Source organism: Saccharopolyspora halophila (genome assembly GCF_039531955.1).
In the GTDB taxonomy this organism is placed as follows: domain Bacteria; phylum Actinomycetota; class Actinomycetes; order Mycobacteriales; family Pseudonocardiaceae; genus Saccharopolyspora; species Saccharopolyspora halophila.
In genome coordinates, this window is record NZ_BAAARA010000003.1 from 227,084 (window position 1) to 241,845 (window position 14,762).

Consider the following 14,762-nt stretch of genomic DNA (forward strand, 5'->3'; position numbering starts at 1 on the left):
GGGAAAACCACGGTGACATATCCCCACCTGCCCGGCCAGCGGCCAAAACGGTGTCGACGGGACGGCGGGTTCGGGATCACGCCGAGGCGCTGGCGAGCCTTTCCAGCTCGGCCTCGGTGAGCTCGAAATCCGCCGCCGGGAGCAGGTCCGCGAGCTGTTCGGTGTTGCGAGCGCTGGCGATCGGGGCAGTGACAGCGGGCCGGGTCGACAACCACGCGAGCGCCACCGAGGACATCGGGACATCACGCAGCGTCGCGATCTCGTCCAATCCGGCGAGAACTTTCACACCGCGTTCGTTCAGGTATTCCCGAGCGGCTTCCGCGCGCGGGCTCTCCGAGGAATCCCCGCCCGGTCGGTACTTCCCGGTCAAGAATCCCTTCGCGAGCGCGAAGAATGGCATTACCGCCAAATTCTCCCGCTCGCAGAGCTCGGCCAGCTCGCCCTCGAACTCCGCGCGCTCGACGAGGTTGTAGTGCGGCTGCAGCGCGACGTACTCGGCGAAACCCTCGCGCCGGGAGATCCGCAGCGCTTCGGACAGGCGCGCGGCGGAGTAGTTCGACGCCGCGATGTGCCGGACCTTGCCCGCTCGCACCAGATCGTCGAACGCGCTCAGCGTCTCCTCCAGCGGCGTGTCCGGGTCGTCGGCGTGCGCGTAGTAGAGGTCGATGTGCTCGACGCCCATCCGGCGAAGTGAATCTTCGGCCGCTGCCTTGATGTTCGCCGCGGACAGCCCCGGCCGCTGGTTCCACTGGCCGACCTTGGTGGCGATGACCATCTCGTCGCGGTTGCCGCGGGCCTTGAGCCACTCGCCGAGCACGCGCTCGGACTCGCCGCCGGAATGCCCCGGAACCCAGGCCGTGTAGCTGTCCGCGGTGTCGATGAAGTTCCCACCGGCTGCCGCATAACCGTCCAGGACGGCGAAGGAATCGTCCCTATCGGCCGTCCAGCCCAAAACGTTCCCGCCGAAGCAAATGGGAAAAACATCGAGATCGCTCTTGCCGAGTCGCGCCATGTCGCCGAACCTACTCCCCGTTGATCTTGCCGACCTCGTGTCGCGGACCACACCCGATGCGTGGCCGCCTCTGATGTTGAACCGGCTCCGGAGGCCGGTTGTTCCACCGGTGAGCGAGGGAACCTTCCTTGCGGGCCGTTGTCGGCCGCCTGGGACAATCCCCGACGTGGCGCAGATTGTCGAGATCAGCGATGTCGAGGACCCGCGGGTCGACGACTTCCGCGATCTTTCCCGTGCGGACCGGCGCCCGGATCGGCCGGGCGGGCGCGGGTTGGTGATCGCCGAAGGTGTCGTGGTGGTCGAGCGGCTGCTGGCCTCGCCCTACCCGGTGCGGGCGCTGCTCGGAGTGCGCCGGCGCGTCGAGGAGCTGGCCGAGGCCACCGCGGACGTGGACGTCCCGGCCTACGTGGCCAGCGCCGAGGTGATGGCCGAGATCGTCGGGTTCCACCTCAACCGCGGCGTGCTGGCGGTCGCCGACCGAGCCCCGGTCGTCGAACCCGCCGAGCTGATCTCGCGGTCCCGGCGGCTGGCGGTGCTGGAGGGCATCGGCGACCACGAGAACCTGGGCGTGCTGTTCCGCAACGCGGCCGCGCTGGGGCTCGACGGGATGCTGCTGGGCGCCGGGTGCTCGGACCCGCTGTACCGGCGCAGCGTGCGGGTGTCGATGGGGCACGTGCTGCGCGTGCCGTTCGCCCAGCTGGAAGCCTGGCCGGGCGACTTGAAGATGCTGCGCGACAACGGTTTCCGGGTCGCGGCGCTGACCCCGAGGGCCGGCTCGAAGTCGCTGCGCGATGCGGATCTGGACCGGGGCAAGGTGGCGGCGCTGCTCGGATCGGAAGGACCCGGGCTCACCGACGAGGCCATCGACGCCGCCGATCTCGCGGTGCGCATCCCGATGAGCGATGACGTCGACTCGCTCAACGTGGCCACCGCGGGGGCGATCACCTTCCACGCGATGAGCGGCGCGTGATGGCGCGCGAGGCCTGCTGGGAGCTGCGCGCCCGTTCCGGTCGGGCGGTGCTGGCGCGCTCGGCCGACGAGGAGTACGACCCGGGTCGTCTCAAGCTGCCCGGCTCGCTGGTGTCCGCGCTGCACGAGTGGGCGGGCGTGGCCGAGTCGGTGCGTTCGGTCGAGTCCGCCGATGCCGAGCTCGTCTCCCGCAGGGGCGAGCACCTGGCGAAGCTCCTGGCCGCCGAGACCGGTGGCCGCGTGGACTACGTCGACCCGCTCAGCGGAGCGGTCGAGCACATCGGGCGATCCCGATCGGCCACCGCGATCCAGCGCGGTGGTGTGCCGATCGCCCCGGTCGCGCCGACCCCGTGGGGCACCGGCCTGACGGTCAGCGCGATCGTGGCCGCGCTGGTCACAGTCATCCTGGTCGCCGTCACCCGGGGGCTCGGCGACGTCAGCGCGGTGCTGGCGGTGTTCGTGAACATCGGCGTCGCCGCCGGCTTCGCCCCGTCCATCTGGCTCGGCCGCCACGTGCCTGTCTGGCGCTGGGTGGCCTACGGCACGGCGCTGGGCATCGTGCTGTCCTGGGTGGCCGGCCTGCTCAGCCTGCTGGGGTAGTGCTGTTGCGAGGGCCAAGTCAGGCGGTGCGGTTAGCGGACTCCGTGCGCCGCTCATCGAGCACGCCGACGCGGCGTCACGGCTTACCCGCTGCGAAACCGCTGAGAACCCGCGGCGGTGCGGGCTGAGTCCCGCACTCGAAACAACGCCCCCCGCGTCCTGAGCGCGGTCCGAACGGAAGTCGCCCCGGCGAAACGTTCGTTTCACCGGGGCGACTCGACCGGAAACCGTCGGGCCCGCCGGGCCACCGCGGGTCAGCGGTGGGAGCGGACTCCGAGCAGGACGTCCTCCCAGGACGGGACGATCGGGTGGTTCTTGCGGTTGTGGCGCTTGCTCTGGTCGGCATCGTCGTCGGACTCGGTGCCCGCCGTCTCGGACTTCTCGGCGCGCTCGCCGAGTTCCGGCGTCTCCAGGTCGAGGGTGGGTTCCTCGGGGCGGGAGACCACGGCGGGCTCGTGGCGCTGCGCGACCGGGGCCTGGGCGACCGGCGGAACCGACGGATGGGCCATCGGCGACTGCGCCACGGGCGACGGCGCCACCGGCGACTCGGAGATCGGCGGGTCGACGCGCTGCATCGGCGGTTCCGGCTGGTGCGCGACCGGTTCCGCGGCCTCCTCGGCGGGTTCCTCGGCGTCCTGCTCGTCCTGCTGGTCGAGTTCCAGGGCCTCGCGGGCCAGCTCGGTCACCGGGCGGACGGTGCGCAGCGGCCGGTTCGGCGACGGGTCGAGCAGATCGGCCGCGTGCTCGTCCAGGGAGGCGATCGTGCCGCCGTGCGCGCCCGGGTGGAACACCCAGTGGGCGTGGTTCTCCGAGCGCCCCGCCTGCCAGGCCAGCTGGACGACCCACTTGCCGTCCTCGCCGCGCCAGGCGTCCCAGTTCGCCTCGTGGTAGTCGTGACTGCGCATGGCGAAGGTCTGCGAGACGACCTCGCCGAGCGTCTGCACGTCCGGGCCGTCCTCGCGCACCGGGTGCGCGCGCTGCGCCATCTCGGCGATCTGGGTGCGCTCGAGCAGCACCGGGTAGGCGTAGCGCTCGATGCGGTGCTCGGGCAGGCCAGAGGTTGCCGCTATCTGGGCGACCGAGGCGCCGGAGCGGACGCGCGCCTGGATCTCCCGGGGCCGCATCTGCTGCTCCATCTCGATCTGCACCTGGCCCAGGCGGGTCAGATCACCGCGGGCGGCGGCACGCAGTCGTTCGTCGGCGGGCACGGTGAAGCGCTCGCCGTTCTCGGGGTCCTCGCAAATGACGGATTCACCGTCCTCGTCGAGCCCGACCACTCGCAGCGATCGCATCACGCAGCCTCCTGCCGACCTACATGTCACCAAGCTGTGACAGTAACCCGGCGCGCCGCCTTGACGCTGGAGGCACGCCGGGTTCGCCGTGTCATTGTTGGTCGCCTGTCGTGTTCGATCTTGCCCGATCACAGCGGGCCATGCGAATGAGTCGAACTACTCAATCGCTGCGAAGATCACTCCTAGTGATCAAGTGTGCCACTTTGGGCTGATCACAGCGGGAAAACGCCGTCGGGCCGTTCGCAGACTGCTGGCGAACGGCCCGACGGCGCGCGAGAAACTGGTAAACCTATCGTGATCAGCGGAGCTGCGAAACCACCCAGTCGATGGACTTTGTCAGCTTGGTGATGTCGTCCGGCTCGATCGCCGGGAACATCCCGATTCGCAGCTGGTTGCGGCCCAGCTTGCGGTACGGCTCGGTGTCCACGATGCCGTTGGCGCGCAGCGCCTTGGCGATCGCCGCGGCGTCGACCTCGTCGTCGAAGTCGACGGTGCCGACCACCTGCGAACGCTTGGCCGGGGTCTGCACGAACGGGGTGGCGATGTCCGAGGCCTCGGCCCAGTCGTAGAGCCGCTTGGAGGACTCCGCGGTGCGCTCGTCGCACCAGGTCAGGCCGCCCTGGCTGTTCATCCACTCGATCTGGTCGGCCAGCATGAACAGCGTGGCCACCGCCGGGGTGTTGTAGGTCTGGTCCTTGCGCGAGTTGTCCAGCGCGGTGGTCAGCGACAGGAACTCGGGCACCCACCGGTCGGTGGCGCCGATCTCGCCGATCCGCTCGATCGCGGCCGGGCTCATCGCGGCCAGCCAGAGACCGCCGTCGGAGGCGAAGGACTTCTGCGGCGCGAAGTAGTAGACGTCCACGTCGGCCGCGTTGAACGCCAGACCGCCCGCGCCGGACGTGGCGTCCACCGCGATCAGGGCGTTCTCCGAGCCCGCCGGGCGGCTCGGCGGCAGCATCACGCCGGTCGAGGTCTCGTTGTGCGCCCAGCCGATGAGGTCCACGCTCGGGTCCGAAACCGGCTCCGGGGCGTCACCCGGCTCGGAGGAGACCACGATCGGGTCGTTGAGGAACGGGGCGGTCTTGGCGGCCTTGGCGAACTTCTGGGAGAACTCGCCGTAGGTCAGGTGCAGCGAGCGCTCCCGCACCAGGCCGAGGGTCGCGGCGTCCCAGAAGGCGGTGGTGCCGCCGACGCCCATCACGACCTCGTAGCCATCGGGCAGCGAGAACAGCTCGCGCAGTCCTTCCCGAACCCGTCCGACCAGGGACTTGACCGGCTTCTGCCGGTGCGAGGTGCCCATCACGGCAGCGCCCTCGTCGGCCAGCCGGGCCAGCTGCTCGGTGCGGACCTTGGAGGGTCCGCAGCCGAAGCGGCCGTCGGACGGCTGGAGCTCGTCGGGCAGCTTCAGAGTGGTCGGATCGATGTCGGCCTGCGTCATTCCGGCGCCTCCGGGCTTGGTTGTGGTGACTGCGGGTGGCATGGATCCACCACCGCGCGCCAGTGGCCAGGGATGCCGGCGCCATTGCCGGCTCGGCTCAGTGTTGCAGCCTCCGGGCATGACCGTCGGCTGCATCGCCGCACCGCAACTTACTGCCCCGCGGCGCGAGGGCCAACAGCACTGTGGCGGAGATGTCCCGCCGCAGCCGCGCGCCGGAGCGGGAAACCCCTGTTCAGGCGAATCCCGGAGCCCCACAACATTTCTTGTACTTGCGTCCCGAACCGCACCAGCACGCGTCGTTGCGCCCCGGCGGCCACGGCTGCGCCGCATCGGTGTGCACCGACGCGGCGACGTAGCCGTCCCGGGTGTCCGGCGAGGCCGGGTCGAGACCCTCCTCCGCCGCCCAGGCGCGGATGTCGTCGAGCGTGCCCGGCACGATCCGGGCGCCGCTCTCCAGCGCGAAGATCCGCTGCACGTCGCGGCGGTAGTCCTCGTGCGTGCTGTCCGGGTACCAGTCCGGGTGCTCGTGCCGGACGCGAGCGAACTCCTCGGCGGTCCAGCCCATCGCGCCCGCGCGCTCCGGCGCGGTCGCCGGGCGGCCCTGCGCGCCCAGCCGCATGATCTCCTCGGTCTCTGCGGCTGCGCGCTCCTCCAGCCGCTGGAAGCTCTCGTCGGTCGCGTCGGCGGGCATCCCGGCCTCGGCACGCAGCTCCGCGCGATCCCGCAGCAGCTCGTAGCCGGGATCGCCCAGGTCCAGGTCCAGCTCGGTGCTCAGATCCGGGAGCAGCTTCGTGATGCCGATGTCGAGCCAGCGCAGCGCCTCCTGCTGCGCCCCGGTGGCGGCGTAGGCCATGGAGATCTCGGCGTAGGTCTGCTCGACCTGCGAGGGGTTCTGCCGCTGCGCGGCCAGCAACGGCTCGGCCTCCGCCTCGCGGCCGTGGGTGAGCAGGTAGCCGATGTAGGCGCCCCGGGCGCTCAGCGGACCGGCGTCGACGTCCAGGTCGTAGGCCCGCTCCAGCAGCCTGCACTCCCGCTCGTGCTCGGCGGCCAGGTGCCAGTACCCGGCGGCCTCGACGAGATCGGTGCACGCGTCGTCGCCGAGTTCGGCGTCCTCCTCGAGTGCGCGCGCGTACTCGATGTTCTTGCGCCGATCGGCCTCGGCGTTCCCCGCAGTCACACCCCGAAACTACCGCCGGGGCGAGCTCGGACGGCGCCCGGCACGAGCTGCCGAGCCGGACGCCGTCGCGGCCTCACACCGGGGCGATGAGCTGCGTGACCGAGTCCCAGCCCTCGACGTCCTGCGGCGAGCGCGGCTCCGGGCCGACGTACTGGGCCGACGGGCGGACGAGCCGCCCGGTGCGCTTCTGCTCGAGGATGTGCGCCGACCAGCCCGCCAGGCGGGCGCAGGTGAACATCGCGGGCATCGTCGGCGTCGGGACCTGGGCGAAGTCGAGGATGACCGCCGCCCAGAACTCGACGTTGGTTTCGATCTGGCGATCCGGCCTGCGCTCGCGCAGCTCCGCGAGGGCGGCCTGCTCGAGCTCGCGGGCGACCTCGAAGCGCGGGGCCCCGAGCTGCTCGCAGGTGTTGCGCAGCACTCGTGCGCGGGGGTCCTCGGCGCGGTAGACGCGGTGCCCGAAGCCCATCAGCCGCTCGTTGCGGTCCAGGATTCCGGCGACCACCGCGCGGGCGTCGCCGGTGCGCTCCACCTCGTCGATCATCGGCAGCACCCGCGCGGGCGCCCCGCCGTGCAGCGGGCCGGACATGGCGCCGACGGCGCCGGACAGCGACGCGCCGACGTCGGCGCCGGTGGAGGCGATGACGCGGGCGGTGAAGGTGGACGCGTTGAGACCGTGCTCGGCGGCCGAGGCCCAGTAGGCGTCCAGCGCGCGGACGTGCGCAGGGTCCGGGTCGCCGCGCCAGCGCACCAGGAACTGCTCGGTGGTTGTCTCGGCCTCGGCGATCCGGGCCTGCGAGACGGCGGGCAGGTCGCCGCGGGCGGACTGGGCGACGAAGGACAGCCCGAGCGCGCAGCTGTGCGCCAGCTGGGCGCGGACGGTCTGCTCGTCGAGGTCCAGGATCGGCTGGTAGCCGTACTCGGGTCCGGCCATCGCGAGCGCGGCCTGGGCGTCGGCTCGTACGTCGCCGGTGCGCACCGGGAGCACGACGTCCTCGGCGGGCGGGAGGCCGCCGCTGAAGCGACCGTCCACCAGCAACGTCCAGACGTCGCCGTAGGAGGCGGTGCCCACCAGGTCCTCGATGTCCACGCCTCGATAGCGCAGCGCGCCGCCGTCGCGGTCGGGTTCGGCGATTTCGGTCTGGAAGGCGACCACGCCCTCCAGCCCAGGACGGAATTCGCTCATCGATGCCTCTTCGTCGCGTTGTGGGTCGCCCGCGCGGGTCGCCCGGGCGTGGACTTGGCGGGGTTTGTCGCTCGATTGCACTCCGTGCCGCGAGCGCGGGCAATCCGGTGCGGGACCGAAAAACTCGGGTAGGTGTTAGCCCGTGGTGAAAGCAAGCTTTTGCGACGCGATGAAAAATACGGGAAAAGTTCTTGTTTCGGAACCAGCGTGTCGCGTTACGCCGCTCCCGGCTCCGCCTCCGGGCGAGTTTCGCGCTCAGCGCGTCGCATCCCCCACCGGAGCCCGCAACGCCCCGGACGCCGCCACCTGGAACCGCAGGCACCTTGACAGTTTTGCCTAAAACTGTACGGGCAAAACGGACGTCGATCACGCGCAGTTTTAGGCAAAACTGCGCGCCACCGAGGTGAGCCCCGATGCGGGCGAGGGCCTCTCGGGGGTCGAGGCCTCCGGTGGGCGCGGCGTGGTGGTGCACCTGGTGGCCGAATCGCTCGTCTGGATCACGACACGCGCGAACCTGCGAGCGGCGGGTGGCTGCCCGGCCTTCGTGTGTGACCCGCATTGCCGACGCGATGTCCGATTTGTGCTGCAATGGAACTTCCGCCCTGGTCAGCGGCGCCCGAACGAGTGTGGGGCCGATCACTGCATCGGTTGCGGAATCGATCGTGCCCGATCGCCGATTCGGCTGGAGTTCCCGATCCGTTTACCGTCGTAGGAGTGGCTGGCGCCGCCCTGTCGCGCCGGCCGCGGTCCAACCCGTACCGCCCGGCTCCTATCCGGGCATGTCATCGAGTCGTACCGCTGTCGGTCGAGCCAGGGAGGAACTGGGATGTCGGAGGCCAACGTCGCACTACCGGCCATGCGCGTTTCCTACGAGGAGGGTGCGCTGCACGAGAAATCGCTCGCCGACACCTGGCACGAGCAGTTGCAGCTGTGGTTCGACGAAGCGGTGGAGGCCAACCTGGTCGAGCCGAACGCGATGGTGCTCGCCACCGCCGACACCGAGGGCATGCCGTCCTCGCGCACCGTGCTGTGCAAGGGGATCGATGAGCGCGGCGTGGTGTTCTACACCAACTACACCTCGGCCAAGAGCCACGATCTGAAGCAGACCAGGGTGGCCGCGGCGACCTTCCCGTGGCTGGGCCTGCAACGCCAGGTCAACGTGCGCGGCATGGTCGAGAAGGTCTCCGCCGAGGAGACCGCCGCGTACTGGCGGGTGCGCCCGCGCGGTTCGCAGCTGGGCGCCTGGGCGTCTCCGCAGTCCTGCGTGGTCAGCGGTCGCGAGAACCTCGAATCCCAGCTCAACGGTGTCGAGCGCCGGTTCTCCGACGCCGAGGAGGTCCCGGTTCCGCCGCATTGGGGCGGCTGGCGGATCCGCCCGGACTTCGTGGAGTTCTGGCAGGGCAGGCCGGATCGGCTGCACGACCGGCTGCGCTTCCGCCGCAACGACGAGAGCTGGCAGGTGGAGCGCCTCGCGCCCTGATATCCGAATTGCCGGAACTGCGAATTCCTGATCCAGCGAAAGGCGCCGCCCACCGGACGTTCCGGCGGGCGGCGCCTTTCGCGATCGGCGCGCCGAATGGACATCGGTCGCACGGCGTCCGAAATCCGTGCGGATTCGGGCGCGGCTGACCTTTGGGGGATATTCCGGTTTCCGGTTTGCGCGCCGGCGCAGGCAGCGGAACCTCGGACGCCGCCGGGCTCCGGGATCCGCACCTGAATCCCCGCCGCATGCGGCCTCTGCCGCATTCCGCAAGGACCCCTTAGAGTCCTCTCCTCGTGGCGCAACGCGGGGAGACGAGGCACCGGAGAGGTTTACGGGGACTGCTGGGCGAGGTCGTCCTGGACACCAGGCCGCTGCGGTATCCGGCATATCGGCGGCTGTGGACCTCCAGCATCATCAGCGCCGTCGGTGCCCAGTTCTCCGCCGTGGCGGTGCCCAAGCAGCTCTTCGACATCACCGGTTCCTCGGCCTACGTCGGGCTGGCCGGGGTCTTCGGCCTGGTGCCGCTGCTGATCTTCGGCCTGTGGGGCGGAGCGATCGCCGACGCCGTCGACCGCCGCAAGCTGCTGCTGATCTCCAACGGCGGACTCGCCGCGACCGCCGTGCTGCTGTGGCTGGTCGCCGCCTCCGGGATCGCCTCGGTGTGGCTGGTGCTGATCCTCTTCGCCGTGCAGCAGACGTTCTTCGCGATCAACTCGCCCACTCGGGGTGCCGCGGTCGCTCGCCTGGTGCCTGCCCACCTGCTGCCCTCGGCTCAGGCGCTGCGCTCCACCGTCTTCCAGCTCGGTTCGATCCTGGGGCCGCTGCTGGCGGGCATGTTGCTGCCGCTGCTGGGGCTGCCGGTGCTCTACCTCGTCGACGCGATCGCGCTGGTGGTGGCGTTGCTGGTGGTCCTGCGGCTGCCCGCGATCCCGCCGAACGAGGCCGCGCCCAAGAAGGCAGGCCTGCGCTCGGTGATCGACGGGTTCCGCTACCTCGGCGTGCACACCGTGCTGCTCGCGTCCTTCCTGCTGGACATCATCGCGATGGTCTTCGGCATGCCGCGCGCGCTCTTCCCGGAGATGGCCGAGCACACCTTCGGCGATCCGCACGGCGGCGGCGTGGCCCTCGGCTGGTTGTACGCGGCCATCCCGCTGGGCGCGTTCTGCTTCGGGGTGCTGTCCGGCTGGTTGCACCGGATCACCCGGCACGGGGCCGGCGTGGTCGTTGCGGTGGCCGCGTGGGGCGTGGCGATCATCGGGTTCGGCTGGGCCGATTCGCTGTGGCTCGCGGTGCTGTTCCTGGCCATCGGAGGCGGCGCGGACCTGGTCAGCATGGTCTACCGCAGCTCGATCCTGCAGGCGGCCGCGACCGACGAGATGCGCGGCCGCATCCAGGGCGTGTTCACCGTGGTCGTCGCGGGCGGGCCGCGGTTGGCCGACATCCTCCACGGGCTCGGCGGTGCCTGGCTGGGAACCGGGGGAGCCGTGATGCTCGGCGGTGCGCTCGTGGTGCTGGCGACCGGGCTCGCCGCGGTGTGCCTGCCCGCTTTCTGGCGCTATCGCGCGCCCACCGGTGACCACGTGTGACCGCGGTGATCCGAATTGTGCGCTTCCCGCCCGATTCGGGGAATGGCGAGACGATTCGCCCGGGGTGCGCACGATCAGCGCATTCGGACACGGCACACTGCGGGATTATGGCCAACGAATCGACCACGCACGCGGCCGGCGGTACGCCACAGCCCGAGCTCAAACGGGTCATGGGCCCGAAATTGCTGCTGTTCTTCGTAGTCGGGGACATTCTCGGCACCACGATCTATTCGTTGACCGGCAAGGTCGCGGGCAAAGTCGGCGGTGCCCTGTGGCTGCCGTTCCTGGTGGCCTTCGTGGTGGCGTTCCTGACCGCGTTCAGCTACCTCGAGCTGGTGGGCAAGTACCCGCGGGCGGGCGGTGCGCCGCTGTACGTGCACAAGGCTTTCGGCGTGCACTTCCTGACCTTCCTGATCGCCTTCGCCGTGATGTGCTCGGGCATCACCTCGGCCTCCTCGGCCGCGCAGGCCTTCAGCGGTGACTACCTCACGGAGGTCTTCGGCTCGGGCGTCGAGTCGGTGTCCTGGCTGGTGGCGCTCGGCTTCCTGCTGGTGCTGGCGGGCATCAACTTCCGCGGCGTCGGCGAGTCGGTGAAGATGAACGTGGTGCTGACCTGCGTGGAGCTGCTCGGCCTGCTCATGGTCATCGCCTTCGGGCTGATCGCCCTGCTCGGCGGCAGTTACAGTCCCGACATCACTCCGGACGCGGGCAGGCTGGTCGAGTTCAACACCGACACCACGCCGCTGCTGGCCGTCACCTCGGCGACCGCGCTGGCGTTCTTCGCGATGGTCGGCTTCGAGGACTCGGTGAACATGGCCGAGGAGACCCGCAACCCGTCGAAGAGCTTCCCGCGCGCCCTGCTGCTGGGAATGGCGATCACCGCGGTGATCTACCTGATCATCGCCCTGATCACCTCCACGCTGGTGCCCACCGGTGAGCTCGCCGCCTCGGACGGACCGCTGCTGCTGGTGGTCAAGGCGGCGGCGCCGTGGTTCCCGCCGATCCTGTTCTCGCTGATCGCGCTGTTCGCGGTCACCAACACGGCGCTGATCAACATGCTGATGGCCAGCCGCCTCGTCTACGGCATGGCGGGCGAGGGAGTGGTGCCCGGCGTGTTCGGCAAGGTCCACCGCGGCCGCCGCACCCCGTGGGTGTCCATCCTGTTCACCAGCATCATCGCGATGATCCTGGTCAGCTCGCTGGAGATCTCGGACCTGGGCAGCACCACCTCGCTGTTGCTGCTGCTGGTGTTCACCGTGGTCAACATCGCGGTGCTGGTGCTGCGCAAGGACCAGGTCGAGCACGAGCACTTCCGGGCGCCCACCTGGGTTCCGGTGGCCGGCGCGCTGACCTGCGCCTTCTTCGCCAGCCCGTTGTCCGGGCGGCCCGTCGACGAGTACTTGATCGCCGCCGCGCTGCTGGGCATCGGCGTGCTGTTCTGGGCGATCAACTACTTCGTGAAGGGCAAGACCGAGTTCCGGCCGGACAAGCTGAGCAACTGAGCCGATCGGCGGTCCGGGCGCCGTTCGCGGTGACCCGGACCGCGTTCGGTCGTACAGTGGCGGAGTGCATGATCCTCTTCCCGCCACCGGGCGACAGTTCGAGATCACCTTCGATTCCGCGCGCGCCGTGATCACCGAGTTCGGTGCGGCGCTGCGCGTCTTCGAGGTCGACGGCGTGCCGCACACCGAGACCTTCGACGCCGACCGGCTACCGCCATCGGCATCGGGTTCGGTGCTGGTGCCGTGGCCGAACCGCGTCGCCGACGGTCACTGGCACCTGCACGGCGAGTCGCAGCAGCTGGCCCTGACCGAGCCGGACAAGAACAACGCCATCCACGGCCTGCTGCGGCACGCGCCGTGGCAGGTCGTCGAGCACTCCGCGTCGGCGCTCGTGCTGCAGGCGACCGTCGCGGCGCAGCCGGGCTGGCCGGTGCCGCTGCTGACCTCGATCGGCTACGCGCTCGACGAGCAGGGTCTGACCGTGACGCACACCGTGGAGAACCTGGGCGGCAAGCCGGTGCCCTTCGGCGTCGGCGTGCACCCGTACCTGCGGGCCGGCGAGGCGGACACCGACGAGTGCACCCTGCGCCTCGCGGCCTCCACGGTTCTGCCGGTCGATCCCGAGCGCCTGCTCCCGGTTCGCCCGGCGCGCTCGCTGGAGGGCGACGAGGTCGACTTCCGCAGCGGCCGCAAGCTGGAGGGCGTCTGGCTGGACACGGCGTTCGGCGGCGCCACCCCGGCTCCCGACGACCCGGAGGAACTGGTTCGCCACTCGCTGACCAGGCCGGACGGGCACGGCGTCCAGCTCTGGGCCGACCCGGTCTTCAAATGGGTCCAGGTCTACACCTCGGCCGAGTACCCGGACCGCGGTGGCCGGGTGATCGCCATCGAGCCGATGACCTGCCCGCCGGACGCGCTGAACTCCGGCACCGACCTGCTCACCCTCCAGCCGGGCGAAGCCTGGACAGCCCACTGGGGCCTCAAACGCATCTGAATCCGAAGGTTCTCTGAATCCGAAGGTCCGGGACAGCGGTGATCAAGCGCAAGCGGCGAAGCCGCGAGCAGCATCCCCACCAGAGCAACCGGCACCGCAGCGGGTTCTGATCGGCTCCCTGGGTGAGGACGCCCCGACGCCGTGTATTGGCATACATCAGGAGGGGACCCGCAGCCCGGGGAGTCGATCAGGTTCCGCTACCCGCACCGCCCCGCAAGCCGTCTGCGCGGACATCCCGGCATACATCAGGAGGGGACCCGCAGTCCGGGGAGTCGATCAGGTTCCGCTACCCGCACCGCCCCGCAAGCTAATGGCTCAGACACCGAGCAATCAGCATGCGTTGGATCTGGTTGGTGCCTTCGAAGATCTGCAGCACCTTGGCCTCGCGCATGTACCGCTCGGCGGGGTAGTCGCGGGTGTACCCGGCGCCGCCCAGGACTTGCACGGCGTCGGTGGTGACCTTCATGGCGGCGTCCGTGGCGGCCAGCTTGGCCACCGAGGCCTGCTGCGCGAACGGCAGCCCCGCGTCGCGGCGGCGAGCGGCGTCCAGGTAGGTCGCCCGGGCGGTCTGCACCGCCGCGGCCATGTCGGCGAGCAGGAACTCCATGCCCTGGAACTGGATGATCGGCTTGCCGAACTGCTCGCGCTGCCCGGCGTAGTCCACGGCCAGGTCCAGCGCGGCCTGCGCCAGCCCCACCGCGCAGGCCGCGATGCCCAGACGGCCCGAGTCCAGCGCGCACAGCGCGATCTTGAGCCCGTCGCCCTCCTCGCCGATCCGCCACTGCGCGGGCACGCGCGCGTCCTCGAAGTACAGCGGCGTGGTCGGTGAGCCGGTCAGCCCCATCTTGTGCTCGGGCGGTCCGGCCGACAGCCCCGGCATCGTCCCGTCGACCAGCAGGCAGCTGATGCCCTGCGGTCCGTCGTCCGAGGTCCGGGCCAGCAGCGTGTAGAAGTCGGCCGCGCCGCCGTGGGTGATCCAGGACTTCGCGCCGTTGACCGCGTACTCATCGCCGTCGCGGACCGCTCGAGTGCTCAGCGCCGCCGCGTCGGACCCGGCGTGCGGTTCGGACAGCGCGTAGCCGCCGAGCAGGCTTCCGCCGATGAGTTCGGGCAGGCGCTGGTTGCGCTGCTGCTCGGTGCCGAAGCGGGCCAGCGGGAAGCAGGCCATGGTGTGCACGGACAGTCCGACGCCCACGGTCATCCACGCGCTCGCGATCTCCTCCAACGCCTGCAGGTAGACCTCGTAGGGCTGCTCGCCGCCGCCGCAGGCCTCCGGGTAGGGCAGGCCGAGCAGCCCGGAGTCGCCGAGCAGTCGGAAGACGTCGCGCGGGAACTCCGAGGCGGCCTCGGCCTCGGCGGCGCGCGGGGCGAGCTCGTCGCGGGCGATCTCGCGGACCAGGGCGAGCAGGTCAGCGGCCTCGGTGCTGGGAAGCAGGCGTTGAACGGTCATGGCGATCGCACTCCTGGGCCGTCGGTGGCGTACCGTTAGCAGTACTGTAGGACGTACTCGAGTACTGGCGCCA

The 14,762-nt window shown here is 70.4% G+C and carries 12 protein-coding genes; 6 read left to right on the forward strand and 6 right to left on the reverse strand.

Translation table 11 applies throughout. The features are described 5' to 3' along the window. Window positions 1-76 precede the first annotated feature (76 nt). A complete protein-coding gene (locus ABD289_RS06270; protein ID WP_344127566.1) occupies window positions 77-1,012 on the reverse strand; it encodes an aldo/keto reductase in 936 nt (311 codons plus the stop codon). Window positions 1,013-1,178: 166 nt separating this feature from the next. Here ABD289_RS06270 and ABD289_RS06275 point away from each other — a divergent pair, with 166 nt between their 5' ends. Together ABD289_RS06275 and ABD289_RS06280 are read left to right on the forward strand one after the other, a co-directional pair. After that, on the forward strand, window positions 1,179-1,982 hold the full coding sequence (locus ABD289_RS06275) for a TrmH family RNA methyltransferase (protein WP_344127568.1): 804 nt from the start codon (window positions 1,179-1,181) through the stop codon (window positions 1,980-1,982). Beyond that, complete coding sequence (locus ABD289_RS06280; protein ID WP_344128085.1) at window positions 1,982-2,581, forward strand: DUF2537 domain-containing protein; 600 nt, start codon at window positions 1,982-1,984, stop codon at window positions 2,579-2,581. Before ABD289_RS06275 ends, ABD289_RS06280 begins: the two co-directional genes overlap by 1 nt. A 254-nt stretch (window positions 2,582-2,835) precedes the next feature. Here ABD289_RS06280 and sepH read toward each other — a convergent pair whose 3' ends face one another. From sepH to ABD289_RS06300, 4 genes are all read right to left on the reverse strand, one after another. Continuing rightward, complete coding sequence (gene sepH, locus ABD289_RS06285; RefSeq protein ID WP_344127570.1) at window positions 2,836-3,873, reverse strand: septation protein SepH; 1,038 nt, start codon at window positions 3,871-3,873, stop codon at window positions 2,836-2,838. A gap of 298 nt (window positions 3,874-4,171) precedes the next feature. Next, a complete protein-coding gene (gene serC, locus ABD289_RS06290) occupies window positions 4,172-5,311 on the reverse strand; it encodes a phosphoserine transaminase (protein WP_344127572.1) in 1,140 nt (379 codons plus the stop codon). A 232-nt stretch (window positions 5,312-5,543) separates the two neighbouring features. Then, the gene (locus ABD289_RS06295) at window positions 5,544-6,488 is read right to left on the reverse strand and encodes an SEC-C metal-binding domain-containing protein (protein WP_344127574.1); all 945 of its coding nucleotides are present in this window, start codon (window positions 6,486-6,488) and stop codon (window positions 5,544-5,546) included. Window positions 6,489-6,561: 73 nt separating this feature from the next. Further along, on the reverse strand, window positions 6,562-7,674 hold the full coding sequence (locus ABD289_RS06300; protein ID WP_344127576.1) for a citrate synthase 2: 1,113 nt from the start codon (window positions 7,672-7,674) through the stop codon (window positions 6,562-6,564). Between the two features lie 826 nt (window positions 7,675-8,500). Between ABD289_RS06300 and pdxH the strand changes: the two genes are divergently transcribed. The 4 genes from pdxH (at window position 8,501) to ABD289_RS06320 (ending at window position 13,239) form a co-directional block, all read left to right on the forward strand. Beyond that, window positions 8,501-9,154 (forward strand): pyridoxamine 5'-phosphate oxidase, encoded by a 654-nt coding sequence (gene pdxH / locus ABD289_RS06305; protein ID WP_344127578.1) that lies wholly within the window; start codon window positions 8,501-8,503, stop codon window positions 9,152-9,154. Window positions 9,155-9,450: 296 nt separating this feature from the next. Next, window positions 9,451-10,743: an MFS transporter gene (locus ABD289_RS06310; protein ID WP_344127580.1), complete on the forward strand. Its 1,293-nt coding sequence runs from the start codon at window positions 9,451-9,453 to the stop codon at window positions 10,741-10,743. A gap of 107 nt (window positions 10,744-10,850) precedes the next feature. Continuing rightward, on the forward strand, window positions 10,851-12,245 hold the full coding sequence (locus ABD289_RS06315; protein WP_344127582.1) for an APC family permease: 1,395 nt from the start codon (window positions 10,851-10,853) through the stop codon (window positions 12,243-12,245). A 64-nt stretch (window positions 12,246-12,309) separates the two neighbouring features. Continuing rightward, window positions 12,310-13,239: an aldose 1-epimerase family protein gene (locus tag ABD289_RS06320; RefSeq protein WP_344127584.1), complete on the forward strand. Its 930-nt coding sequence runs from the start codon at window positions 12,310-12,312 to the stop codon at window positions 13,237-13,239. A gap of 307 nt (window positions 13,240-13,546) precedes the next feature. On the opposite strand, the gene ABD289_RS06325 is transcribed toward ABD289_RS06320, so the two are convergent. Then, a complete protein-coding gene (locus ABD289_RS06325) occupies window positions 13,547-14,689 on the reverse strand; it encodes an acyl-CoA dehydrogenase family protein (protein ID WP_344127586.1) in 1,143 nt (380 codons plus the stop codon). Window positions 14,690-14,762: the final 73 nt, after the last annotated feature.